This is a genomic window from Streptomyces sp. NPDC089919 (assembly GCF_040684615.1).
Taxonomy (GTDB): Bacteria; Actinomycetota; Actinomycetes; order Streptomycetales; family Streptomycetaceae; genus Streptomyces.
Window position 1 is genome coordinate 22,395 of the sequence record NZ_JBFBGK010000073.1, and the last position, 22,782, is coordinate 45,176.

The window sequence follows — 22,782 nt, forward strand, 5'->3', positions numbered from 1 at the left end:
AGTGGTCCTCACGGGACGGGGGTCGTGTGCCTTCAAGAGCGCAGCCGTACTTCTTTCTCAGTTATGCGCACACACCGAGGTACGGCGCGGGCGGCCCCGACCCCGACATGTGGGTCGAGCGGCTCTTCCGCGACCTGTGCGGCCACGTGATGGCCCTGACCGACCTGCCCGCGGGCGCGCCCGCCGGGTTCATGGACCGGGAGATCCGCTCCGGCGAGGGTTGGTCGGAGCGGCTGGGCGCGGCCCTCGCCTCCTGCCTGGTCTTCGTCCCACTCTTCTCGCCGCGCTATTTCGCCAGCGAGATGTGCGGCAAGGAGTGGTACGCCTTCGCCGAACGCGCCATCCGGCAGGGCGCGCTGAGCAACGAACCCATCGAGGCGATCGTGCCCGCGCTGTGGGTGCCGGTGCCGCCCGACCAACTCCCCGGCCCCGCCGAGCGGTTGCAGTTCAACCACAACACCTTCGGCGACCGCTACGTCACCGACGGCCTCTACGGCCTGATCAAACTCCGCAGCTACGCAGAGCAGTACGAGCGGGCCGTCTACGAACTCGCCAAGCGCATCGTGCGGGTCGCCGAGACGGTCCGGCTGGGTCCCAGCCGCCAGGTCGACTACCGCATGGTCCCCAGCGCCTTCGGCAGCGCCGGCAACACCGCCCGCACCATGCAGGTCACCGTCGCCGCCGCCACCCGTCACGAACTGCCCGAGGGCCGCAGCCACGACTACTACGGCGACACCGCCTTCGACTGGAACCCCTACCACCCCGACGCCCGGCGGCCGGTGGCCTACGTCGCCGAGGACCTGGTCCGGTCGCTCAACTACCAGACCACCATGGCCTCCTTCGACGACGAGGCCGGACACTTCGACAGCAAACAGCCCCCCACCCGGCCGGAGATCCTTCTCGTGGACCGCTGGGCGGTGGCCGACGAGCAGCGCCGGCTGCGGCTCGCGGCCTTCGACCAGGACCCCCGGCCCTGGGTCAGCGTGGTCGTGCCGTGGAACCGCCTGGACCAGGAAAGCCGCGCGAAGGAGGCCGAGTTGGCGCACCGCCTGGAGGACACCATGCCGGTCAAGATGAGCCAGGGCCGGGCCGCCTGCCGGGCCGCGGCCAACGGCGTGAGCAACATGGAGACCCTGGGGCAGATCCTGCCGCAGGTGGTCGAGGCCGCCGCACAGCAGTTCCTCCGGCACGCCCAGGTCTACCCGCCCGCCGGCGGCGGGCACACCGAACGCCCGCGGCTGCTGGGGCCGATGGGCATGAGCGGCGGGCCACCGCTGCCACCGCCCGCACCCTTCCCGCCCGACCAGGAGAGCGCGCACCCGGCACAACCCGACCCCGAGGCGACCGATGCGGAGGACTCGTATGACGGCCAGTCGTGAAGGACGCATCGTCACCTTCTACTCGTACAAGGGCGGCACCGGCCGCACCATGGCCCTGGCCAACACGGCCTGGATCCTGGCGGCCAACGGCAAGCGGGTGCTGGCCGTCGACTGGGACCTGGAGGCCCCCGGCCTGCACCGGTTCTTCCACCCCTTCCTCGACCCCTCCACCCTGGGTGCCACCACCGGCGTGATCGACCTGATCACCGAGTACGCCTGGGCCGCCACCAGCCCGGTGCAGCGCCCCGACGACTGGCACCGCGACTACGCGCGCATCCAGCAGCACGCCGTCTCGCTCACCCCCGAGACGCTGGGCTGGCAGTTCCCCGACGGCGGCACCCTCGACTTCGTCTCGGCCGGCCGCCAGAACCGCGAGTACTCCGCGACCGTCTCCACCTTCGACTGGGACAACTTCTACGACCGGCTCGGCGGCGGCCACTTCTTCGACGCCCTGCGCGCCGACATGAAGGAGAACTACGACTACGTGCTCATCGACAGCCGCACCGGCCTGAGCGACATCGCCGACATCTGCACCGTCCACCTCCCGGACGTGCTCGTCGACTGCTTCACCCTCTCCGACCAGTCCATCGACGGCGCGGCCTCGGTGGCCCGGCAGATCGACGAGCGCTACGGCGACCGCGAGATCAAGATCTACCCGGTGCCGATGCGGATCGACGAGGGCGAGAAGGAGAAGGCCGACGCCGGACGCGCCCTGGCCCGGGTCAAGTTCGACCGCTTCCCCACCGGCCTCGCCGGGGACGAGGCCACCGCCTACTGGGGGGCCGTCGAGATCCCGTACCGGCCCTACTACGCGTACGAGGAGACGCTGGCGACCTTCGGCGACGAGGCCGGGCTCACCAACTCCCTCCTGTCCGCCTTCGAACGGCTCACGGCCGTGGTCACCGAGGGCGAGACCACCGCGATGCCGGCCATCGGCGAGGAGGTCCGGCTGCGGATCCGGGACGCCTTCACCCGCCGCCGCCCCGCCCTGCCGGCCGACCTCTCGCTCAGCTACGTCGCCGAGAACCGCATGTGGGCCGACTGGATCGAGTCCGTGCTGACCCGGGCCGGCTTCCGGGTGGTCCCCAAGGACGCCGCCGCCGAACCGGCCGCCGGCGACACCCTCGGCGCCGGCTTCAGCATCGACACCCCGGCCCGCACGGTGGTCCTGCTCTCCGCCGCCTACCTCAAGTCGGCCCGGGCGACGGAGACCTGGGAGCGGGCCGCGGCCGAGGACCTGACCGGCGGGCGCCGCAGCATCGTGCCGGTGCGGGTCGGCGACGTCCGCATCACCAGCCCCTATCCGGACCGCAACCCGGTCGACCTCTTCCGGCTCGACGAGGCCCACGCCACCACCGCGCTGCTGCGGGCCCTGGAGCGGCCGGTGCAGCTCGGCGACGGGAGCGCCCCCGGACCCCGCTTCCCCGGCACCGTCCCCAAGATCTGGAACGCCCCGCCCCGCAACCCCGGCTTCACCGGCCGCAGCGTCGTCCTGGAGCGGATGCGCGACCAGCTCGGCGGCGGCATATCCGTCGTCCTGCCGCAGCCGCAGACCCTCTACGGCCTCGGCGGGGTCGGCAAGACCCAGGTCGCCCTGGAGTACGTGCACCGCTTCATGGCCGACTACGACCTGGTCTGGTGGATCTCCTCGGAGCAGACCGACGACGTGGTCGCCGGACTGGCCGAACTCGCCGTCCGGCTCGGCGCGCAGACCGGCGAGGACATGGCGGCCGCCTCCCAGGAGGCCATCGACCTGCTGCGGCGCGGCATCCCCACCACGCGCTGGCTGCTGGTCTTCGACAACGCCGACGACCCGGAGACCCTGAAGCGGTTCTTCCCGCCCGGCGGGCCCGGCCACATCCTGGTCACCTCCCGCAACCAGAGCTGGTCGCAGTACGGCGACGCGCTCCCGGTCGACGTCTTCCTGCGCGAGGAGTCGATCGAGCACCTGCAGCGGCGGGCCAGCGGCCTCACGCTGGAGGACGCCGACCAGGTGGCCACCGCCGTCGGCGACCTGCCGCTGGCCGTGGAGCAGGCCGGTGCCTGGATCGCGGAGACCGCCACGCCCGTCTCCGCGTACCTGGAGCAGCTGGCCCAGCAGGCGGCCCGGGTGCTCGCCCTCAACCAGCCCGCCGGCTACCCCGAACCGGTCGCCGCGACCTGGAACGTCTCCATAGAAAGGCTGCAGAGCCGGTCCCCGGCCGCCGTCCGGCTGCTCCAGCTCTGCGCCTTCTTCGCCCCCGAGCCGATCAGCGCCAACCTGCTCTACAGCAAGGAGATGATCGACGCCCTCAAGCCGTACGACGCCTCGCTCCAGGAGAAGCTGGTGCTGGGCCGGGTGATCCGGGAGATCGGCCGCTTCGCACTGGCCAAGGTCGACCAGGTCAGCAACAGCATCCAGGTGCACCGGCTGGTCCAGGCGGTCATCCGGGCCCAGTTGAGCGAGCAGGAGCAGCGTGAGGCCCGGCACGCCGTGCACCGGATCCTGGCCGGCGCCCGGCCCGACGACGACGAGCCGATAGACAACCCGGGCACCTGGCCCAGGTTCAACACCATCTGGCCCCACCTCACCCCGTCCGAGGCGCGGTTCTGCAAGGAGCCGGAGACCCGGCGGCTGCTCATCGACCGGGTGCGGTACCTGTGGAAGCGCGGTGACTTCAAGGCCGCCTTCCAACTCGCCAGCGAACTGCGGGAGGTGTGGAAGGAGCAGCTGGGCGACAGCGACCTCCAGTACCTCTACCTGCGCTTCCACCTCTCCAACATCCTGCGCTCGCAGGGCCGGTTCGTGGAGGCCAAGGAACTGGACGAGGTCACCCTGGAGCGGCAGGCCGCCGCGCTGGGCGCCTCCCACCCGCACACGTACATGACCACCAGCGGCCTGGCCATGGACCTCGGCGCGCTCGGCCAGTACGGCAAGGCGATGGAGCTGGCCACCGCGGCGCACGACGGCTTCAGCCAGATCTTCCACGAGGCGCACCCGCGCACCCTGGCGGCGGCCAACAACCGGGCCCTGAACCTGCGCATGATCGGCCGCTACAAGGACGCGTACAACATCGACGAGGAGGTCTACCGGCTCCGGCAGGAGGTGCTGGGGCCCGAGCACCCGTACACCCTCTCCTCGGCGCAGAACCTCGCCCGGGACCTGCGCGAGGTCGGCCGGTACGAGGAGTCGGTGCAGCTGCTCAGCCGGACCTACGAGATCTACAAGGAGGGGCTGGGCCGGGCCTTCCCGGGCACCCTGTCCGCCGCCAAGAGCCTCGCGGTGTCGCTGCGCCGGGCCGGGCAGCTGGAGGACGCGCTGCGGCTGACCAAGGCCACCCGGGGCCGCTACAAGGCCAAGTACACCTCGGTCAACCCGGACCTGCTGGCCTGCGACCTGAACTACGCGGCGGACCTCTTCGCGGCGGGCGAGGCGGAGCCGGCGCGGGCCACCGCGCAGGAGGTCGTGGACGAGTACGTGCAGGTGCCCGGGGCCCGGCACCCGTACACCCTGGCGGCCCTGAACAACCTGGCGATCTACCACTGGGGCGCGGGCGACCCCGAGACGGCCGGGCGGATGCTCCAGGAGGTCATCGCGATCATGCGGGAGGTGCTGGGGGAGGAGCACCCGCACACCGTCTGCGCCACCCTCAACCTCGCCAACGCCCTGGCGGACCTGGGCGATCCGGAGGCCGCGCAGGCGCTGGAGACGGTGGCGCTGGGCCGGCTGCGGACCCTGCTGGGGGCGGAGCACCCGGACACGCTCAGCGCCGCGGCGAACCTGGCGGTCACGCTGGACATGACCGGCCGCAAGGAGGAGGCGGCCCGGCTGCGCGCCGAGGCCGCCGCCGACCTGGCCCGCCAACTGGGCGAGGAACACGCCCTGACCCGCTACGCCCGGGAGGCCCGCCGCATCCACCGCGACCTGGAACCACTGGCGGTCTGACCCCCGGAACGGCGGCGGAGGGAAGCCGGCCACGAGCCGACCACCCTCCGCCGCCGCCCCCGTGGTCGGGGCGGCAGATCAGGCCAGGGTCCAGTCCTGGTCCTTGTACGCGGCGCAGTCGAACTGGAAGGGGATGGCGCCGTTGTTGTAGCCCTGGACCGCCAGGCACTTCCAGCTGTTGTTGCTGACCAGCTTGAAGCTGCCGCTCGGGTTGCCCTCGACCTTCCAGAACTGGTCGTTGTAGTTGCCGCAGGTGTACTGGAAGGCCTGGGCGCCGTTGTTCGCGCCCTGGGTCACCAGGCACTTGCCACTGTTGGCGTTGATGACCTGGACGCGGTTCCAGGTGGAGCCGAAGAAGTACCAGCGCTGGTCGGCGTAGTTCGCGCAGTCGTACTGCATCGCGGTCTTGCCGTTGTCGAAGCCCTGGACCACGAGGCACCGGAAGCTGTTGTTGTTGCGGATGTAGTAGGACGGGGCGTCCGCGGCGGCCGTCGCGCCGTCCGCGGACAGGACCCGCTGGGCGTCCTCGGGCGATATCAGGACGGCCGGCTTCCCGTCGATCAGCGGGGCGGAGCCGCTGTCGGTGGCCGCCGAGGCGGTACCCGTGAACGACGTGGCCAGCAGGGCCGCGGAGCCGGTGGCGAGAGCAACACGGCGTACGGTCTTGGACATTGAGAGATCTCCCCCTTGGTGTGGATGGGGCGACCCTATGCACCACCCGCCGGGAAATCAACGTGAGTTGATCGCGAATCAACCACGGATGGCTCCGCCGCGCAGCAGCCACGTCAGGATGCGGGGGAGGGCGTCGAGGGCGGCGAAGTGGGCGGCGGCCGGTTCGATGGTGGCGGTGGCGCCGGGGATGCGGCGGGCCAGCCAGCGGGAGTGGGCGACGGGGGAGAAGCCGTCCTGCTCGCCGTGCCACAGCAGCACCGGACAGGTGATGTCCGCCGGGTCGAAGCCCCAGGGGCTGCACAGCGCGAAGACGTCGTCGATCCAGCCGTCGGCGGAGGTGCGCAGGCCCTCGCGGAAATTGGCCTCCAGCATCAGGCGCAGCCCGGCGTCCGCGACGATCTTCTTGTCGCTTTCGGTCAGCTCCCGGCGCAGTTCGTCCAGCAGCCGCTTGGGGTCCTTGCGGATGCCGGCGGCGCGCGGGACCAGCCGGGCGATCCACTCCTCCGGGTCCACCGCGGCGGTGGTGAACTCGCGGACGTTGGAGGCGGTCATGCCGTCGAACCAGTCCAGGCCGTCGGCGTCCCAGGGGGCCAGTCCGACCAGCGCGGCGGTCCGGGTGACCCGTCCCGGCAGCAGCGCGGCGCAGGCCAGGGCGTGCGGGGCGCCGCCGGAGCGGCCGGCCACGGCGAAGGTGTCCAGCCCGAGGGCGTCGGCGATCGCGGCCACGTCCGCGACCCCGTCGGCGACGGTGCGGCCCGGGCGGCGGTCGGAGCCGCCGTAACCCGGCCGGTCGTACGCGATGAGCTGGGTCCTGCGCTGGTAGAGGACCATGCCCCGGGGGGCCGGCCCGAGCCGGCTGCCGGGGGTGCCGTGGAGCAGGAAGACCGGCTTGCCGTGGGGGTCGCCGAACCGCTCGACCATCAGATGCCGACCGTCCGCGGTGCGCACCCGATCGCGCACGCCTCGCCTCCTTCGCGGTGGAACGTACCCGTCGTCACCGCGATTGTCCTCGCCGGGGCCGGAGCGCGAAAGGGCGCACTTCCGGGAAATTCTTGTGAAAGTTTTCACAAGCTCACGAAGGTCTTTGGTCCTTGTGGATCATCCCAGCTCAGCGGCATCGTGAGCGATCGCCCAAATGATCCACAGGGACTTTCGGGCCCCCGGGAGAGGGCTTTTTCGGCGGCCGCGCTTCCGCTTATGGGTGTCGAATTGAGGCATCAGGAAAACGGGTCGCAAAGAAGGAGTTCCTGGCATGGATGCCGTGGAGATGGTGAACGGACTGGTCCAGCGGGCGCTCAGCGCGCTCGACCGGTTCGAGACGCTGGACCAGGAGCAGGTCGACCACATCGTCAAGAAGGCCTCGCTGGCCGCGCTGAGCCGGCACGGCGACCTCGCCGAGATGGCGGTGGCGGAGACCGGCCGGGGCCTCTTCGAGGACAAGGCGGTCAAGAACCTCTTCGCCTGCGAGCACGTGGTCAACTCCATGCGCGGCCTCAAGACGGCCGGCGTCGTCCGCCGCGACGAGCTGAACGGCATCACCGAGATCGCCGAACCGGTGGGCGTGGTCTGCGCGATGACCCCGGTCACCAACCCGACCTCCACCACGATCTTCAAGGCGCTGGTCGCCCTCAAGACCCGCAACCCGATCGTCTTCGCCTTCCACCCCTCCGCCCAGAACTGCTCCGCCGAGGCCGCCCGCATCGTCCGGGACGCGGCCGTGGCCGCCGGCGCCCCCGCGGACTGCGTGCAGTGGGTCGAGGAGCCCTCGATGGCCGCCACCGACGCCCTGATGAACCACCCCGGCGTCTCCACCATCCTCGCCACCGGCGGAAACGCGATGGTCAAGGCCGCCTACTCGTGCGGCAAGCCGGCCCTGGGCGTCGGCGCCGGCAACGTCCCGGCGTACGTCCACAAGAGCGCCAAGCTGGCCCGCGCGGTCCACGACATCGTGCTCTCCAAGGCCTTCGACCACGGCATGATCTGCGCCTCCGAGCAGGCCGTCATCCTGGACGCCGAGATCTACGAGCAGGGCCTGGCGGAGTTCCGGCGGCTGGGCGCCCACGTCGTGACCGCGGCCGAGAAGACCAAGCTCGAGGAGTTCGTCTTCGGCACCACCGCCCACGCCGCGAACTGCGCCGGCGCCAAGCTCAACGCCGCGGTGGTCGGCAAGTCCCCGCAGTGGATCGCCGAGCAGGCCGGCTTCAGCGTCCCCGAGGGCACCTCGATCCTGCTCGCCGAGTGCGGCGAGGTCGGCGAGGGCGAGCCGCTGACCCGCGAGAAGCTCTCCCCGATCCTGGCCGCGCTGAAGGCGACCGACACCGCGCACGGCATCGAACTGGCCGCGCAGATGGTCGAGTTCCACGGACTCGGGCACAGTGCCGCGATCCACGCCGAGGACGAGGCGCTGGTCGAGGAGTTCGGCAAGCGGGTCAAGGCCGTCCGGGTCATCGCCAACTCGCCCTCCACCTTCGGCGGCATCGGCGACGTCTACAACGCCTTCCTGCCCTCGCTGACCCTCGGCTGCGGCTCGTACGGCCACAACTCGGTGTCGAACAACGTCACCGCGGTGAACCTGGTGAACATCAAGCGGATCGGACGGCGCAACAACAACATGCAGTGGTTCAAGGTCCCGCCGAAGATCTACTTCGAGCGCAACGCCATCCGCTACCTCGGCGAGATGGCGGGCATCGGCCGGGTCTCGATCGTCACCGACAGGACGATGGTGGAGCTGGGCTTCGTGCAGAAGGTCACCGACATCCTCAACGCCCGCGAGGGCGCGGTCGCCATCCAGGTCATCGACTCCGTCGAGCCCAACCCGGAGCTGGCGACCGTGCAGGCCGGCGCCGCACTGATGCGGGAGTTCAAGCCGGACACCATCATCGGTCTGGGCGGCGGCTCCCCGATGGACGCCGCGAAGATCATGTGGCTGATGTACGAGCGCCCGGAGGTGGAGTTCGGGGACACCAAGGAGAAGTTCTTCGACATCCGCAAGCGCGCCTACACCTTCCCCTCGCTGGGCGGCAAGGCCAAGATGGTGGCGATCCCCACCACCTCCGGCACCGGCTCCGAGGTCACCCCCTTCGCGGTCATCTCCGACCCGGCCGCCGCCCAGAAGTACCCGCTGGCGGACTACGCCCTCACCCCGTACGTGGCCATCGTCGACCCGGTGCTGCCGATGCGGCTGCCGGCCACCGTCACCGCCGACTCCGGCTTCGACGCCCTGACCCACGCCACCGAGGCCTACGTCTCGGCGTACGCCAACGACTACACCGACGGGCTCTGCCTCCAGGCCGTCAAGCTGATCTTCGAGAACCTGGAGCGCTGCGTCGTGGACGGGGCGAACGACCCCGAGGCGCGCGAGAAGATGCACAACGCCTCCACCGTGGCCGGCATGGCCTTCGCCAACGCCTTCCTGGGCCTGGTGCACGCCATGGCGCACACCCTGGGCAACACCTTCCACGTCGCCCACGGCCGCACCAACGCGCTGCTGCTGCCGCACGTGATCCGGCACAACGGCACCGTCTCGCACAAGGCCACCCCCTGGCCCAAGGCCGAGGTCTACCGGGCGCCCGAGCGCTTCCAGGAGATCGCCCGGATGCTGGGGCTGCCGGCCGCCACCCCCGAGGAGGGCGTGGAGTCCTACGCCACCGCGGTCGAGGACCTGCGCCGCCGGTGCGGCATCCCGGCCTCCTTCGCCGAGGAAGGGGTCGAGGAGGCGGCCTTCCTCGAGGCGCTGCCGCAGCAGGCGATGAACGCCTACGCCGACCAGTGCGCGCCCGCCAACCCGCGGATGCCGATGATCGACGACATGCAGCGGCTGATGCGCCAGGCGTACTACGGCAACCGGACCGGTGAGCCGGCCGCCGGACAGGAGTGACCGGACCCCGTCCGGCTCCCTCCCCCTGATCCTCCGCTGAGGAACGGAACGGCCCGCCCGGGGCGCTGAGCGCCGGGCGGGCCTTCCGCATGCCCGGTCACCGCTTGGGCCAGTACCACAGCGGCTCGTCCAGCGGGCCCTCGCGGCCCGCGACCTCGGTCTGCCCGAACTCCTTGACCAGCTCGACGGTCCGCAGCTCCACCCGGTGGTGCGGGGCGTCCGCGGCCAGCGCCCGGGCCAGCGGCAGGGAGTGGGTGACCACCACCGTCTGGACCTCGACCGCCGCCGTCAGGATCAGGGCGGCGAGCGGCTCCAGCAGGTCCGGGTGCAGGCTGGTCTCCGGCTCGTTGAGGACCATCAGGGCCGGCGGCCGGGGGGTGAGCAGGGCCGCGGTCCACAGCAGGTACCGCAGGGTCCCGTCGGACAGCTCGGCCGCGGTCAGCGGGCGCAGCAGGCCGTGCTGGTGCAGCTCCAGCTCGAAGCGGCCGTCCCGGTTCGCGATCTCCACCCGGCTGCCGGGGAAGCCCGCGTCCACCGCCTCGTCCAGCGCGTGGTGGTCGCCGACCTCCCGGATGGTCTGGAGCGCGGCCGGCAGGTCGGAGCCGTCCGCACTCAGGACGGGCGTGCGGGTGCCGATCCGGGAGCGCCGGGCCGGCGCCTCCGCGTCGGTGCGGACGTGGTCGTAGAACCGCCAGGACCGGATCCGCTCGCGCAGCGCCAGCAGGTCGGGGGCGAGCTGGGGGTCGGCCAGCTCGCTCAGCATCGAGTCGTAGGGGCGCAGCGCGTTCTGGGTGCGGTGCCAGCCGCCGTCCGCGGTACGGGTGCGCACGGCCGGCCCGGAGCGGTCCGAGAGCACCGCGGCCGGCCGCAGCACCGGCCCGGACCAGGTGCACTCCCGCTTGATCTCGGGGTCGAGGTCGAAGAGCGATTCGGGTACCGGCACCGGGTGGCCGAAGTCCACCGCGTAGCCGAACTCGTCCCCGGCGAAGCCGAGCCGCAGGCTCACCGGGCCCTGGCGGACGGTGCCCTGGACGGGCGCGTCCCCGCGGCGCAGGGCGGCGCCGGAGGTGCCGGGGCCCGCCCACAGCGTGGACGGCAGCCCGCCCTCCCGGGCCAGCGCGGCCACCGCCCCGCCGCGCGCGGAGTCGGCCAGCAGCCGCAGGGCCCGGTAGAGGCTGGACTTGCCGGTGCCGTTGGCGCCGGTCACGACGGTCAGCCGGCCCAGCGGGACGACGAGCTTGCGCAGCGACCGGTAGTTCTCCACGGCCAGGGTGGTGATCACGCCCCGATCATGCCCGCCTCACGACTCGGGGTGTTCGTCCGGGGCCAGGAAGCGGCCCATCGGCAGCACCGGCCGCCCCCAGGTGCTGGCCAGGATCTGGCCCGCCAGCAGGTACGTCGCCCCGAGCGCGGCCAGCAGCCCGGACCAGCCCGCGATCCGGTTCCAGACCACCTCGCCGGTGAAGCCGTTCACGGTCATCCCGACGAAGACCGCCAGGACGCAGGTGAAGGTGGCCAGCAGCGCCAGGTGGATCCGCCAGCTGCCCAGCCACAGGACGAAGACCACGAAGACCCAGGGCAGCGCGAAGAGTCCGGACACCTCCCCGCGCAGCGCCGGGTCGGTGGCCGGCAGCACCCACTGCAGCAGCACCGCCTTGGCCATCCAGAAGAGGCCGAAGCCGCCGAAGACCGTGGCGTGCCAGGTGTCGCCGCGCTGCGCCTGGAAGAGCCCGGCCAGCAGCTGCGCCAGCCCGCCGATGAAGAAGCCGACCACCGGCAGGACGGAGTGGGCGAGCTTCTCGGGGAAGACCCCGGCATCGGTGCCGGTGGCGATCACGGTGACCACGATGAAGCCGGTCAGGCCCAGGGAGCCCAGCTGGGCCTGGGCGGTGGGCTCCATCCGCTTGACCGAGCGGGACTGGGCGGCGGGGCCCTGGAGGCGGCTGAACCGGTCGACGGCGGTGCCGTCCCGGGCGGGGTCGCCGATGGTGGTCATGCGCCCGCCTCCGCCCCCTTCGCGGGACCTCCGGCGCCCTTGCGGTTCAGGGCGCAGGCCAGCGTGACCGCGGCGCCCACCACGGCCCAGGCGGCCAGCACCAGCATCGAGACCGCGGTGTCGTTGCCCCGGAAGTACGCGATCGAGCGGGCCGCGTAGGTCCCCGCGCCCGGCGGGAAGTACGGGCCGATCGCCCGCCAGAACGGCGGCAGCAGCGGCCAGGGGTAGGCGCCGCCCGCGCTCGGGTTGCCGAGCACCACCACGACCAGGATCGCCAGGCCGATGCCGATCACGCCGGCCAGCCCCTGGAGGGCCAGGGTGAGCGCGCCGACCGCGAACACCAGCAGGGTGCCCAGCCCCCACAGCGCCACGATGCTTCCGGGCAGGGCGCCCAGGACCGGCCCGGCGATCACCGCGCCGAGCAGGCCGGCCACGATCGAGTAGGCCAGCAGGGCGCCGAGCCGGATCAGGGCGCGGGCCGCGTTGGCGGGGCGGGCGCCGGCGCTGATGGCGAGGATCGCGGCGCACAGGTAGCCGCCCACGCACCAGCCGACCACCAGGTAGAACGAGGACAGGCCGCGCGAGTCGCCGGCGTCGACCGGGACCACGTCGGCCACCTCGACCGTGCGGTGCTGCGCCGCCTCGGTCACCGCCACGACCTCGGCCAGCGCCTGGGAGAGCGAGGCGCCGCCGCCGCTCGCCACCAGCAGCCGGTCCGCGGTGCCGCGCGGGTCGACGAGGAGGGCCCCGTCCACCTCCCGCTCCTTGATCTGCTTGCGGGCGGTGGCCTCGTCCCGGACCGCGCGGGCGTCCAGCGGATCGCCCGGGAGGGCCGAGAGCTGTGCCACGGTCCGGTCGGTGAGCTGCTGGACCGGGGTCACCACGGCGAGCTTGATCTCGTGCGGCTTCGGATGGTGGAAGGCCCCGATGTACGAGGTGATGAAGGCGAGCTGGAGCGCCAGCACCCCGATGACCAGCAGCGCGGCCCGGGTGGTGACGGCGTCCTTGACTTCGGCGAGGAATCCGCGGGGCGCGGCCTCCGGGGCATCAGACGTGGGCAGGGTCATGCCTCCCACGCTCGGCGGGCGGGGCGCGGAGCGACACCAGGGTGGGCCGAAAGGGTGAGGCAGGGGGCCGGGGAGGCGGCCGGACCGGTCCAGGGGGAGGCCCTGTCACCCGTTCGAACGTTTGTGTCGTATGTGCGTTCGAAACTGGTCTATGGTGGAAGAGGGGGAGGCGGTCATCAAGGGAAGCAGGAGGCGCGGGTGCCCGGTTTTGTGCATCTGCACACCGTTTCCGGGTTCTCCGCGCGGTACGGCGGCTCGCACCCGGAGCGGCTGGCGGAGCGTGCCGCCGAGCGGGGCATGGACGCCCTCGCCCTCACCGACCGGGACACCCTCGCGGGTGCGGTCCGGTTCGCCAAGGCCTGCGCCGGGCGGGGCGTCCGGCCCCTCTTCGGCACCGAGCTGGCGGTGGCCCCGGCCCCGGTGCCCGGCGAGGCCGCGGTGGCACGTGTCACGCAGCGCCGGCGCACCCCGGTCCGGGGCGGCGCCTTCGTCGACGAGTCCGCCCCCCGGGCCGTCTTCCTCGCCCGTGACGGCGCCACCGGCTGGGCCGGGCTGTGCCGGCTGGTCACCGCCGCGCACGCGGCCGGCACCCGGCCGCCCCTGCTGCCCTGGGACGACAACCACGCCGAAGGCCTCTTCGTCCTGCTCGGCCCCGGCTCCGAGGTCGGCCGGGCGCTGGCCGCCGGCCGCCCCGACCGGGCCGCCCGGCTGCTGGCCCCCTGGCGCGAGGTCTACGGCGACGCCCTGCGACTGGAGGCCGTCCACCACGGCCGGGACGGCACCGGCCCCGGCTCGCTGCGGCTGGCCGCCCGGACCGTGGGCTTCGCCGCCGAGCAGGGCGTACCCGCCGTCCTGAGCAACGCGGTCCGGTACGCCGACCCCGGCCAGGGCCCGGTGGCCGACGTCCTGGACGCGGCCCGCCGGCTGGTGCCCGTCGACCCCCGCCGGGGACTGGACGGCGGCGAGCGCTGGCTCAAGGGTGCCGACGCCATGGCCGTCCTCGCCGACCGGGTCGCCGAGGCGGCCGGGCTGCGCGCCGCGGACGCCCGCCGGCTGCTGGCGCGGACCCTGGACACCGCCGGGGCCTGCGCCGTGGACCCCGAGGGCGACCTGGGCCTGGGCTCCGCACACTTCCCCGAGCCGGCCCTGGTCGGCGCCGGCCGGCGCACCGCCCAGCGGGTGCTGGCCTCCCGCTGCGCCGCCGGCATGGTCCGGCGCGGCTACGCCGGCCGGCGCGCCTACTGGGACCGGATGCACCACGAGCTGGACATCATCGCCCACCACGACTTCGCCTCCTACTTCCTGACGGTCGCTCAGGTCGTGGACGACGTGCGGGACATGGGCATCCGGGTGGCGGCCCGCGGCTCGGGGGCGGGCTCCCTCGTCAACCACCTGCTCGGCATCGCGCACGCCGACCCGGTGGAGCAGAACCTCCTGATGGAGCGCTTCCTGTCCAAGCGCCGGCCGGTACTGCCCGACATCGACATCGACGTGGAGTCCGCCCGCCGCCTGGAGGTCTACCGGGCCATCGTCGACCGCTTCGGCACCGCCCGGGTGGCCGCCGTCGCCATGCCCGAGACCTACCGGGTCCGGCACGCCATCCGCGACGTCGGCGCCGCCCTGTCCATGGACCCGGCCGAGACCGACCGGCTGGCCAAGGCCTTCCCGCACATCCGCGCCCGGGACGCCCGCGCCGCCCTGGCGGAACTGCCCGAACTGCGCGGCGTCCGGGGCGAGGAGCACGGCCGCCTGTGGGAGCTGGTCGAAGCCCTCGACGCGCTGCCGCGCGGGGTCGCCATGCACCCGTGCGGGGTGCTGCTCTCCGACGCCGGCCTGCTGGCCCGCACCCCCGTCGTGCCCACCGCCGGCGAGGTCCCGCTCGGCCCGGGCGAGAGCGGCGGCGCCCCCTTCCCGATGTCCCAGTTCGACAAGGAGGACGTGGAGGACCTGGGCCTGCTCAAGCTCGACGTGCTCGGCGTGCGGATGCAGTCCGCGATGGCCCACGCGGTCGCCGAACTCCGGCGCGCCACGGGCGCGGAGCTCGACCTCGACGACCCCGTGCAGGTGCCGCCCGGCGACCCGGCCACGTACGAGCTGATCCGCTCGGCCGAGACCCTGGGCTGCTTCCAGATCGAGTCCCCGGGCCAGCGCGACCTGGTGGGGCGGCTGCAACCGGCCGACTTCCACGACCTGGTGGTCGACATCTCGCTCTTCCGGCCCGGCCCGGTGGCCGCCGACATGGTCCGGCCGTTCATCGAGGCTCGGCACGGCCGCGCGCCGGTCCGCTTCCCGCACCCGGACCTGGCGGAGCCGCTGCGCGAGACCTACGGCGTGGTGGTCTTCCACGAGCAGATCATCGAGATCGTCGACATCATGACCGGCTGCGGCCGGGACGAGGCCGACCGGGTCCGGCGGGGGCTGTCCGACCCGGAGTCGCAGGGCCGGATCAAGCCGTGGTTCGCGCTGCGCGCCGAGGAGCGCGGCTACCCGCCCGAGGTGATCGCCCGCACCTGGGAGATCGTCGAGGCCTTCGGCAGCTACGGCTTCTGCAAGGCGCACGCGGTGGCCTTCGCCGTCCCGACGTACCAGTCCGCCTGGCTCAAGGCCCACCACCCGGCCGCCTTCTACGCCGGGCTGCTCACCCACGACCCGGGCATGTACCCCAAGCGGCTGCTGCTCGCGGACGCCCGGCGGCGCGGGGTGCCGGTGCTGCCGCTGGACGTGAACCGGTCCGCGGTCGCCCACCGCATCGAACTGGTCTCCGAGGGGCGGGAGCGGTGGGGACTCCGGCTGGCCCTCTCCGACGTGCACGGCATCAGCGCGGCCGAGGCCGCCCGGATCGAGGCCGGCCAGCCCTACGCCTCCCTGCTCGACTTCTGGGACCGCGCCCACCCCGGCCGGCCGGTGGCCGAACGACTCGCCCAGGTCGGCGCGTTGGACTCCTTCGGGGCCAACCGGCGGGACCTGCTGCTGCACCTGTCCGAACTCCACCGATCCCAGAGCGGATCCGCCGCCCGCGGCGGCCAACTCCCTCTCGGCGGCGGCCGGCAGACCGCAGCCGTCGGCCTGCCCGACCTCAACGAGGCCGAACGCCTCAGCGCCGAGCTCGGGGTGCTCGGCATGGACACCACCCGGCACCTGATGACCGACCACCACGCCTTCCTCGAGGAACTGGGCGCGGTCCCGGCCCGCCGGCTGCGCGAGCTGCGGCACGGCCAGACCGTCCTGGTCGCGGGCGCCAAGGCGGCCACCCAGACCCCGCCCATCCGCTCGGGCAAGCGGGTCGTCTTCACCACCCTCGACGACGGCACCGGCCTGGTGGACCTCGCCTTCTTCGACGACAGCCACGAGGCCTGCGCGCACACCGTCTTCCACTCCTGGCTGCTGCTGGTCCGGGGCGTGGTGCAGCGGCGCGGCCCGCAGAGCCTGAGCGTGGTGGGCGCGGCGGCCTGGAACCTCGCCGAACTGGTGGAACTGCGGCGCACCGGCGGCCTGACGGCGGTGGCGGCCAGACTGGCCGAGCCGGCGGCGGCCCCGGAGACCGGGCGGGCGGCCGGACCGGAGACCGAGGGGGAGACCGGACCGGAGACCGAGGGGGCGGCCGGTCCGGCCCCCGGCGGCCGGACCATCCGGCTGGCCACCGGCTACGAGCTCAACGCCTGGGCCGACCTCCAACCGCCCGGCGCCGGCCCGGCCACCGGCCGCAAGCTGTGGCACTCCAGCCCCGGGAGCGCCGGATGAGAGGCCCGTCCGTCCTCTACGTCCGGGTGCCGGGGCCCTGGGGGACCTGGCAGCCGCTGGTCCGGGTGCTCGCGGACATCACCCCGGTCGTCGAGGCGCTGCCGCCGGACGCCGCCCTGGCCGAAGTCGGCGGCAGCGAGCGCTACTTCGACCGTGACGCGCTCGGCCTCGGCGAGCTGGTCCGGGTCCGGATGCTGGCGCTGTACGGCCTGGACTGCGCGGTGGGCGTGGGCCCCAACCCGCTGCTCGCCCGGATGGCCGCGCACGACGGCCCGCCCGGCGCGGTCCGCTGCGTGGCGGACACCCCCGGGAGCATCGCCGCCTTCCTGGACCCCAAGCCCGTCGCGGCGCTGCACGGGGTCGGGCCGAAGACGGCCGGCACCCTGTGCGCCTACGGCCTGGACAGCATCGGGAAGGTGGCGGCCGTCTCCGAGGCGACCCTGCAGCGGATCCTGGGGGCGAAGCAGGGCCGGCTGCTGCACGAGCGCGCCCGCGGCCTCGACCGGACCCGCGTGGTGGCGTACGGCCCGCCCGCCACGGCCGGTGCGGCCTGGCGGTTCGACCGGCACGAGACCGACGCGGCGGAGCACCACCGCGCCCTGCTCGCGCTGGCCGTGGACCTCGGCCGGCAGCTGCGTACGGACCGTCAGGTGGCCCGCTCGCTGAGCCTCACGGTGCGCTACGCCGACCGCTCCACGACCACCCGGACCAGGACGCTCCCCGAACCCTCGGCGCACACCCCCGTGCTCGCCGCGGCCGCCCGGTCCCTGCACGAGGCGCTGGGCCTCCAGCGCGCCCGGGTCACCGCCCTCTCGCTGCGGGCCGAGGGGCTGGGCGCCGACCGGCTGGCCGGCAGCCAGCTCACCTTCGACCGGCGCACCGAGAACGCCCGCCGCCTCGAGCCGGTCCTCGACCGCATCACCGCCCGCTGGCCCGGCGCCGTCCGCCCGGCCAGCCTCCCCCGCGCCTCCTGAGGGGCGTACGAGGTGCCGTGCGCACGAGGACGGCCCCCGGGAAACCCCCGGGGGCCGTGCGCCGTCCGTCCGTCGGGCCGCCTCAGGCGCCGGCGGACTCCCCGGCGTGACGCTGGGCGAACTCCCAGGCGTCCGCGATGATGCCGGCCAGGTCGGGGCGCCGGGGCTGCCAGCCGAGCCGGTCGTGCGCGGCGGCGGCGGAGGCCACCAGGACGGCCGGGTCGCCGGCCCGCCGCGGGGCGACCACCTCGGGGACCGGGTGACCGGTCACCTTGCGGACGGCCTCGACGACCTCGCGCACCGAGAAGCCGTTGCCGTTGCCCAGGTTGCAGATCAGGTGCTCGCCGGGGCCGGCGGACTCCAGCGCGGCCAGATGGGCCTCGGCGAGGTCGGCGACGTGGATGTAGTCGCGCACGCAGGTGCCGTCCGGGGTCGGGTAGTCGTCGCCGAAGACCGAGATGGCCTCCCGGCGGCCCTGCGCGACCTGGAGCACCAGCGGGATCAGGTGGCTCTCCGGGTCGTGCCGCTCACCGCACTCGCCGTAGGCGCCGGCCACGTTGAAGTAGCGCAGCGACACCGCGGCCAGCCCGTGCGCCGCGCACTCGCCCGAGATCATGTGGTCCACGGCCAGCTTGGAGGCGCCGTACGGGTTGGTCGGCGCGGTCGGCATCGACTCGGTGATCGGGGTCGACGCCGGCTCGCCGTAGGTCGCCGCCGTCGAGGAGAACACCAGCTTCGCGACGCCCGCGCCGCGCATGGCGGCCAGCAGCGCCATGGTGCCGCCGACGTTGTTCTCCCAGTACTTCGCCGGGTTCACCACGGACTCGCCGACCTGGGAGAACGCGGCGAAGTGCAGGACCGCGTCGAAGGACGCGTCCAGGTGCTCGGCGGCCTCGCGGATGTCGGCCTCGACGAAGGAGGCGCCGGCCGGCACGCCCTCGCGGAAGCCGGTGGAGAGGTTGTCGAGCACGACCACCTCGTGGCCGGCCTCCAGCAGGTGCGCGGCGACGACGCTGCCGACGTAGCCCGCGCCGCCCGTGACCAGGTACTTGCTCATGCGCCCGACTCCTCGGTGTCCGCGGCCAGCTCCTCGGTCACGAAGTGACGCAGCCAGGTCCGGAACTCCGGTCCCAGGTCCTCGCGTTCGCTCGCCAGCCGGACGATGGCCCGGAGGTAGTCCCCGCGGTCGCCGGTGTCGTAGCGGCGGCCCTTGAAGACCACGCCGTGCACCGGGCCGCCCACGCTCTCGTCGGCGGCGAGCTTCTGCAGGGCGTCGGTGAGCTGGATCTCCCCGCCGCGGCCCGGCTCGGTCTCCCGCAGCACGTCGAAGACCGCGGGGTTCAGCACGTACCGGCCGATGACCGCGTAGTTGCTCGGGGCCTCGCCGGTGGCCGGCTTCTCGACCAGGTCGGTGACCCGGACGACGTCCGCGTCCTCGGTCGCCTCGACCGCCGCGCAGCCGTAGAGGTGGATCTGCTCGGGGGCGACCTCCATCAGGGCGATCACGCTGCCCCCGGTGCGGCCCTGGACCTCGACCAGGCGGGCCAGCAGCGGGTCGCGGGGGTCGATGAGGTCGTCGCCGAGGAGGACGGCGAAGGGCTGGTCGCCCACGTGCGGGGCGGCGCACAGGACGGCGTGGCCCAGGCCGCGCGGGTCGCCCTGGCGGACGTAGTGCATGGTGGCCAGGTCGCTGGACTCCTGGACCTTCTTGAGCCGGTCGTCGTCGCCCTTGGTGAGCAGGGCCGACTCCAGCTCGTAGTTCCGGTCGAAGTGGTCCTCGAGCGCGCGCTTGCTGCGGCCGGTGATCATCAGCACGTCGGTCAGTCCGGCGGAGACCGCCTCCTCGACCACGTACTGGATCGCCGGCTTGTCGACGACGGGCAGCATCTCCTTGGGCGTGGCCTTGGTCGCCGGCAGGAAGCGGGTGCCGAGACCGGCGGCCGGGATGACGGCCTTGACGACCGTCTGCTGCGAGTTTTTCATGCCCATGAATCCACCAACCTGTTACACATGAAAGAAATCGGCCCGTCGATCAACGGTCGAGGAAGGAGAACAGCCGCTCCCAACGGGACACGATCTCCTGGGGGGCGTACCGCTGTATTCGCTCACGGGCCAGGTCGCCCATCGCATCGCGCAGTTCCTTGTCCGACATGAGGGTGCTCAGGATGCGCGCGAGGCCGCCGGTGTTGCCCAGCGCGGCCAGCAGGCCGTCCTCGCCGTCCTTGATGATCTCCCGGACGCCCGGGGCGCAGTCGAAGGCGGCGCACGGCACGCCCGCCGCCATGGCCTCCATCAGCGCCAGCGGGAAGCCCTCACCGCGGGAGGACTGCACGAAGACCGAACCGCCGTGCAGCGCGCCGATGACGTCGCTGGTGCGGCCCATCCACTCCACCGAGGAGTTCAGCCCCAGCTCGGCGCACTGCTTCTTCAGCATCTCCTCGTCCTCGCCGGAACCGAAGATGCGCAGCGTCCAGTCCGGGTGCTTCGGCGCGACCTCCGCCCAGGAGTCGAGGAGCATGTCGATGCCCTTCTGGTCGGAGAGCCGCCCGATGCTCGTGACGACCTTCTCGCTGCGCGGCGAGGGCGTGTCCGGGATGAAGGGCAGCGGGTTGGGCATGAACGAGGAGTTGTCCAGGCCCTGCCGGATCCAGAGGTCGGCGTCCTCCTGGGTCAGCACCAGCATCCGGTCGACGTCCTTGTAGAACTTCTGCACCCGGCCGAAGCGCGAACTGGCCTTGCTGTACTCGAAGGACTCGTGGCTCATGCCGATGACGGTGAGCCCCGTGGTGTCGGCGAGGGCGACCCACTCCATCGCCCAGACCTGGGTGACGATGACCACCGCGCCGGGCCTGGCCCGCGCGAACAGCGCGGTCAGCTTGGCCGCCTGCTCCTGCATGCCCTCGTCGCGCTTGCTCTTGACCCGCCGGCGCGCGACGTTGATCTTGTGCACGCCACTGGTGCTGGGCACCTTCGGCGGGTGCTGGTCGTAGAGCGTGGTCGTCGGGTACGGCAGGTCGCCGCCCAGGTCCTGCGGCACCTCGCACTCGGTGATGCCGATGACGTGGACGTCGTGGCCGCGCTCGGTGAACAGCCGCGCCATCTGGTGGGTCCAGGTGGTCACTCCGCCCAACTCGTCGACCTGGTTGGACACGAAGAAGATGTCGCGCCTCGGGTCGGCGTACTCGGTCATCCATTCCTCCAGTGGGAGAAGAACTCGTCGACGATGCGACGGGCGGAAGAACCCGTGTCGTACTCGCCGAATTCGGCAACAAATCGCTTCCGGTCCACGGCGTGGTCGCGGGCGGCGCGGTCGAGCGAGCCGAGGCTTTCGAAAAGCTCCTCGGCGGTCCGCAGGACCGGTCCCGGGGCGCACTCGAAGAGGTCGAAATAGGCGCCCCGGCCCTGGGTGTACTCCTCGTAGTCGTACGCGAAGAGGAACACCGGCCGGTCCAGGAGCGCGTAGTCGAACATGATCGACGAGTAGTCGGTGATCAGCGCGTCGGCCAGGGCCAGTACCTCGGTGGCGTCGTACCCGGCCGAGGCGTCGACGACCTTGCCGCGGACCGACGGCGGCAGCGACACGTGGTTGAGGTAGTGCGAGCGCACCACCAGCACGTACCGGTCACCGAAGCGCTCGGCGAACTCCTCCACGTCAAAGGGGAGTTCGAAGTTCTGGCTGTTGCGGCCCCGGGTCCGGAAGGTCGGCGCGTACAGCACCACCTGCTTGTCCGCGGGGATCCCCAACCGGGCCGCCACCGGGCCGCGTTCACGGGCACCCCCGGCGGCCTCCCGCTCCCGGGCGCGCACCAGGGCGTCGTTGCGCGGGTACCCGGTGCGCAGCAGCACGTCCTCGCGCAGCCGCAGGCCCTTGGCCAGCGTCCGCACGTCGTGCTCCGAACGGACCAGGAACCGGTCGAAACGGTCCAGGGTCGCCTGCACCTCGTCCTGCTGCGGCTTGGACTTGAGCTTCCACGCCGGCTCGTCGAAGCCCATCCGCTTGAGCGCGGAACCGTGCCAGGTCTGGAGGTACGTGGTCTCGGGCCGCTTGGCGAGCTTGAGCGGGAAGCCCTGGTTGTCGATCCAGAACTCCGCCTGGGCCAGCGCCTTGAGGTAGGGCAGTGACCAGCGGCGCACCAGCGTGGCGTCCTTGGGGAAGCCCTTGGTGCTGCCGCTGTGCGACCACACGGCGTCGAACTCGAGGCCCTGCGCGCGCATCTCCTCGTACAGGGCCCGCGGGCTGTCGCTGTACTGCGCACCGAGGTGGCTCTCGAAGACGACCAGGCCCTTCTTGACGGGCAGCCGGCTGAACACCTCGTGGTACATGCGGATCTTGGTGTCGCCCGAGGTGAGCTTCCCGCGGACGTTCCTGACCTTGCGGACGCCCTTCTTGGCGACGGTGCCCGCGCGGCCCTTCATCCCGCGGTCGATGAACTGCTGCACGGCCTCGCCGCGCCGGTCGTGCGAGACCAGGCAGAAGGCGAGGTGGCCCTTGGGGGAGACCTCGGGCTCGAGGTGGTCGGCGACCATGCGGGTGAGCCGCGGGCGGACCGGCAGCGAGCCCTCGACGAGCCCCGGGTCGCCGGGGGTCAGCCGGGTCGTGGTGCGCACCCCGTCGACGTCCAGGTGCAGCCGGACGTCCCACACGGCGTCGACCACGCCGATCGGGCGCAGGTGCTCGGCGAGGCCGGCCTCGGCGCGCCACGCCACGGCGTCGCCGTCGTGCCGGACCGTGGCCGGGAAGCGGAAGGACTGCAGGCTGCGCCGGCGCGCGCTGAACTCCAGCTCGCCCTTGAGCGAGGCACCCGGCGGGACGACGCCGAGCGGGTTGACGATCCGCCCCTCGAGCACGGCGGTGCCCTCCCGGGCCTCGTACCCGGTCAGGACGTTGCGCAGGAACATCTTGCCGAGCGGCCGGGCGTGCAGGCCGAGCGCGGTGACGTCGAGCACGCTGCGGGCGCGTTCGTCGTCCAGGTGCTCGGCGCACCAGTAGATCCGGCCGTCGCGCTCGTGCAGCGGCGAGGAGATCTTCTCCGGGTTGGCCAGGCTGTCCACGGCCGGCAGGAGGTTGTCCCAGTCCTCCTTGCTGAGGAGGTAGGCGCAGATGGCCTGGAGGGGCTGGACGTGGTCGTAGGCGCCGGGGTCGATGGTGGC

General features: G+C 72.7%; 14 protein-coding genes. 5 read left to right on the forward strand and 9 right to left on the reverse strand.

What is annotated here, in order from left to right:
* Positions 1 to 26 precede the first annotated feature (26 nt).
* Complete coding sequence (locus AB0O40_RS25720; protein ID WP_365046215.1) at positions 27 to 1,379, forward strand: TIR-like protein FxsC; 1,353 nt, start codon at positions 27 to 29, stop codon at positions 1,377 to 1,379.
* A complete protein-coding gene (gene fxsT / locus AB0O40_RS25725) occupies positions 1,363 to 5,304 on the forward strand; it encodes an FxSxx-COOH system tetratricopeptide repeat protein (protein ID WP_365046218.1) in 3,942 nt (1,313 codons plus the stop codon). The genes AB0O40_RS25720 and fxsT overlap by 17 nt, the downstream gene beginning before the upstream one ends.
* Positions 5,305 to 5,382: 78 nt before the next feature.
* On the opposite strand, the gene AB0O40_RS25730 is transcribed toward fxsT, so the two are convergent.
* Together AB0O40_RS25730 and AB0O40_RS25735 are read right to left on the reverse strand one after the other, a co-directional pair.
* The gene (locus AB0O40_RS25730; RefSeq protein WP_365046220.1) at positions 5,383 to 5,976 is read right to left on the reverse strand and encodes an RICIN domain-containing protein; all 594 of its coding nucleotides are present in this window, start codon (positions 5,974 to 5,976) and stop codon (positions 5,383 to 5,385) included.
* A 78-nt stretch (positions 5,977 to 6,054) separates the two neighbouring features.
* Positions 6,055 to 6,936, reverse strand: a complete 882-nt coding sequence (locus AB0O40_RS25735; protein ID WP_365046223.1) for an alpha/beta hydrolase — start codon at positions 6,934 to 6,936, stop codon at positions 6,055 to 6,057.
* 292 nt (positions 6,937 to 7,228) lie between these two features.
* Here AB0O40_RS25735 and adhE point away from each other — a divergent pair, with 292 nt between their 5' ends.
* Entirely contained in the window at positions 7,229 to 9,853 is a 2,625-nt protein-coding gene (adhE, locus tag AB0O40_RS25740; protein ID WP_365046226.1) for a bifunctional acetaldehyde-CoA/alcohol dehydrogenase, read from the forward strand.
* A gap of 97 nt (positions 9,854 to 9,950) precedes the next feature.
* Here the strand turns inward: adhE and AB0O40_RS25745 are convergent, their stop codons facing one another.
* The 3 genes from AB0O40_RS25745 to AB0O40_RS25755 are packed head-to-tail and all read right to left on the reverse strand — an operon-like array spanning position 9,951 to position 12,916.
* Complete coding sequence (locus AB0O40_RS25745) at positions 9,951 to 11,135, reverse strand: AAA family ATPase (RefSeq protein ID WP_365046229.1); 1,185 nt, start codon at positions 11,133 to 11,135, stop codon at positions 9,951 to 9,953.
* Between the two features lie 18 nt (positions 11,136 to 11,153).
* A complete protein-coding gene (locus tag AB0O40_RS25750) occupies positions 11,154 to 11,849 on the reverse strand; it encodes an acetate uptake transporter (protein WP_365046232.1) in 696 nt (231 codons plus the stop codon).
* Positions 11,846 to 12,916, reverse strand: coding sequence for a DUF3533 domain-containing protein (locus AB0O40_RS25755; protein WP_365046235.1), 1,071 nt, complete (start codon positions 12,914 to 12,916; stop codon positions 11,846 to 11,848). Before AB0O40_RS25755 ends, AB0O40_RS25750 begins: the two co-directional genes overlap by 4 nt.
* A gap of 198 nt (positions 12,917 to 13,114) precedes the next feature.
* Between AB0O40_RS25755 and AB0O40_RS25760 the strand changes: the two genes are divergently transcribed.
* A complete protein-coding gene (locus AB0O40_RS25760; protein WP_365046238.1) occupies positions 13,115 to 16,657 on the forward strand; it encodes a DNA polymerase III subunit alpha in 3,543 nt (1,180 codons plus the stop codon).
* On the forward strand, positions 16,654 to 17,631 hold the full coding sequence (locus AB0O40_RS25765; protein ID WP_365046241.1) for a hypothetical protein: 978 nt from the start codon (positions 16,654 to 16,656) through the stop codon (positions 17,629 to 17,631). Before AB0O40_RS25760 ends, AB0O40_RS25765 begins: the two co-directional genes overlap by 4 nt.
* Positions 17,632 to 17,713: 82 nt before the next feature.
* Here the strand turns inward: AB0O40_RS25765 and galE are convergent, their stop codons facing one another.
* The 4 genes from galE to AB0O40_RS25785 form a co-directional block, all read right to left on the reverse strand.
* The gene (gene galE / locus AB0O40_RS25770) at positions 17,714 to 18,688 is read right to left on the reverse strand and encodes a UDP-glucose 4-epimerase GalE (protein ID WP_365046244.1); all 975 of its coding nucleotides are present in this window, start codon (positions 18,686 to 18,688) and stop codon (positions 17,714 to 17,716) included.
* A complete protein-coding gene (gene galU / locus AB0O40_RS25775; protein WP_365046246.1) occupies positions 18,685 to 19,614 on the reverse strand; it encodes a UTP--glucose-1-phosphate uridylyltransferase GalU in 930 nt (309 codons plus the stop codon). Before galU ends, galE begins: the two co-directional genes overlap by 4 nt.
* Before the next feature lie 49 nt (positions 19,615 to 19,663).
* Complete coding sequence (locus AB0O40_RS25780) at positions 19,664 to 20,821, reverse strand: glycosyltransferase (protein ID WP_365046249.1); 1,158 nt, start codon at positions 20,819 to 20,821, stop codon at positions 19,664 to 19,666.
* On the reverse strand, positions 20,818 to 22,782 hold a 1,965-nt coding region (locus AB0O40_RS25785), incomplete at its 5' end, for a CDP-glycerol glycerophosphotransferase family protein (protein ID WP_365046252.1). The genes AB0O40_RS25780 and AB0O40_RS25785, both read right to left, overlap by 4 nt.

Excerpts from the sequence above, each read along its gene's own strand:
- fxsT (WP_365046218.1), top strand. The coding sequence starts at position 1,363 with ATGACGGCCAGTCGTGAAGGACGCATCGTCACCTTCTACTCGTACAAG.
- AB0O40_RS25730 (WP_365046220.1), bottom strand. The coding sequence starts at position 5,976 with ATGTCCAAGACCGTACGCCGTGTTGCTCTCGCCACCGGCTCCGCGGCC.
- adhE (WP_365046226.1), top strand. The coding sequence starts at position 7,229 with ATGGATGCCGTGGAGATGGTGAACGGACTGGTCCAGCGGGCGCTCAGC.
- AB0O40_RS25750 (WP_365046232.1), bottom strand. The coding sequence starts at position 11,849 with ATGACCACCATCGGCGACCCCGCCCGGGACGGCACCGCCGTCGACCGG.
- AB0O40_RS25755 (WP_365046235.1), bottom strand. The coding sequence starts at position 12,916 with ATGACCCTGCCCACGTCTGATGCCCCGGAGGCCGCGCCCCGCGGATTC.
- AB0O40_RS25765 (WP_365046241.1), top strand. The coding sequence starts at position 16,654 with ATGAGAGGCCCGTCCGTCCTCTACGTCCGGGTGCCGGGGCCCTGGGGG.
- galE (WP_365046244.1), bottom strand. The coding sequence starts at position 18,688 with ATGAGCAAGTACCTGGTCACGGGCGGCGCGGGCTACGTCGGCAGCGTC.
- galU (WP_365046246.1), bottom strand. The coding sequence starts at position 19,614 with ATGAAAAACTCGCAGCAGACGGTCGTCAAGGCCGTCATCCCGGCCGCC.
- AB0O40_RS25780 (WP_365046249.1), bottom strand. The coding sequence starts at position 20,821 with ATGACCGAGTACGCCGACCCGAGGCGCGACATCTTCTTCGTGTCCAAC.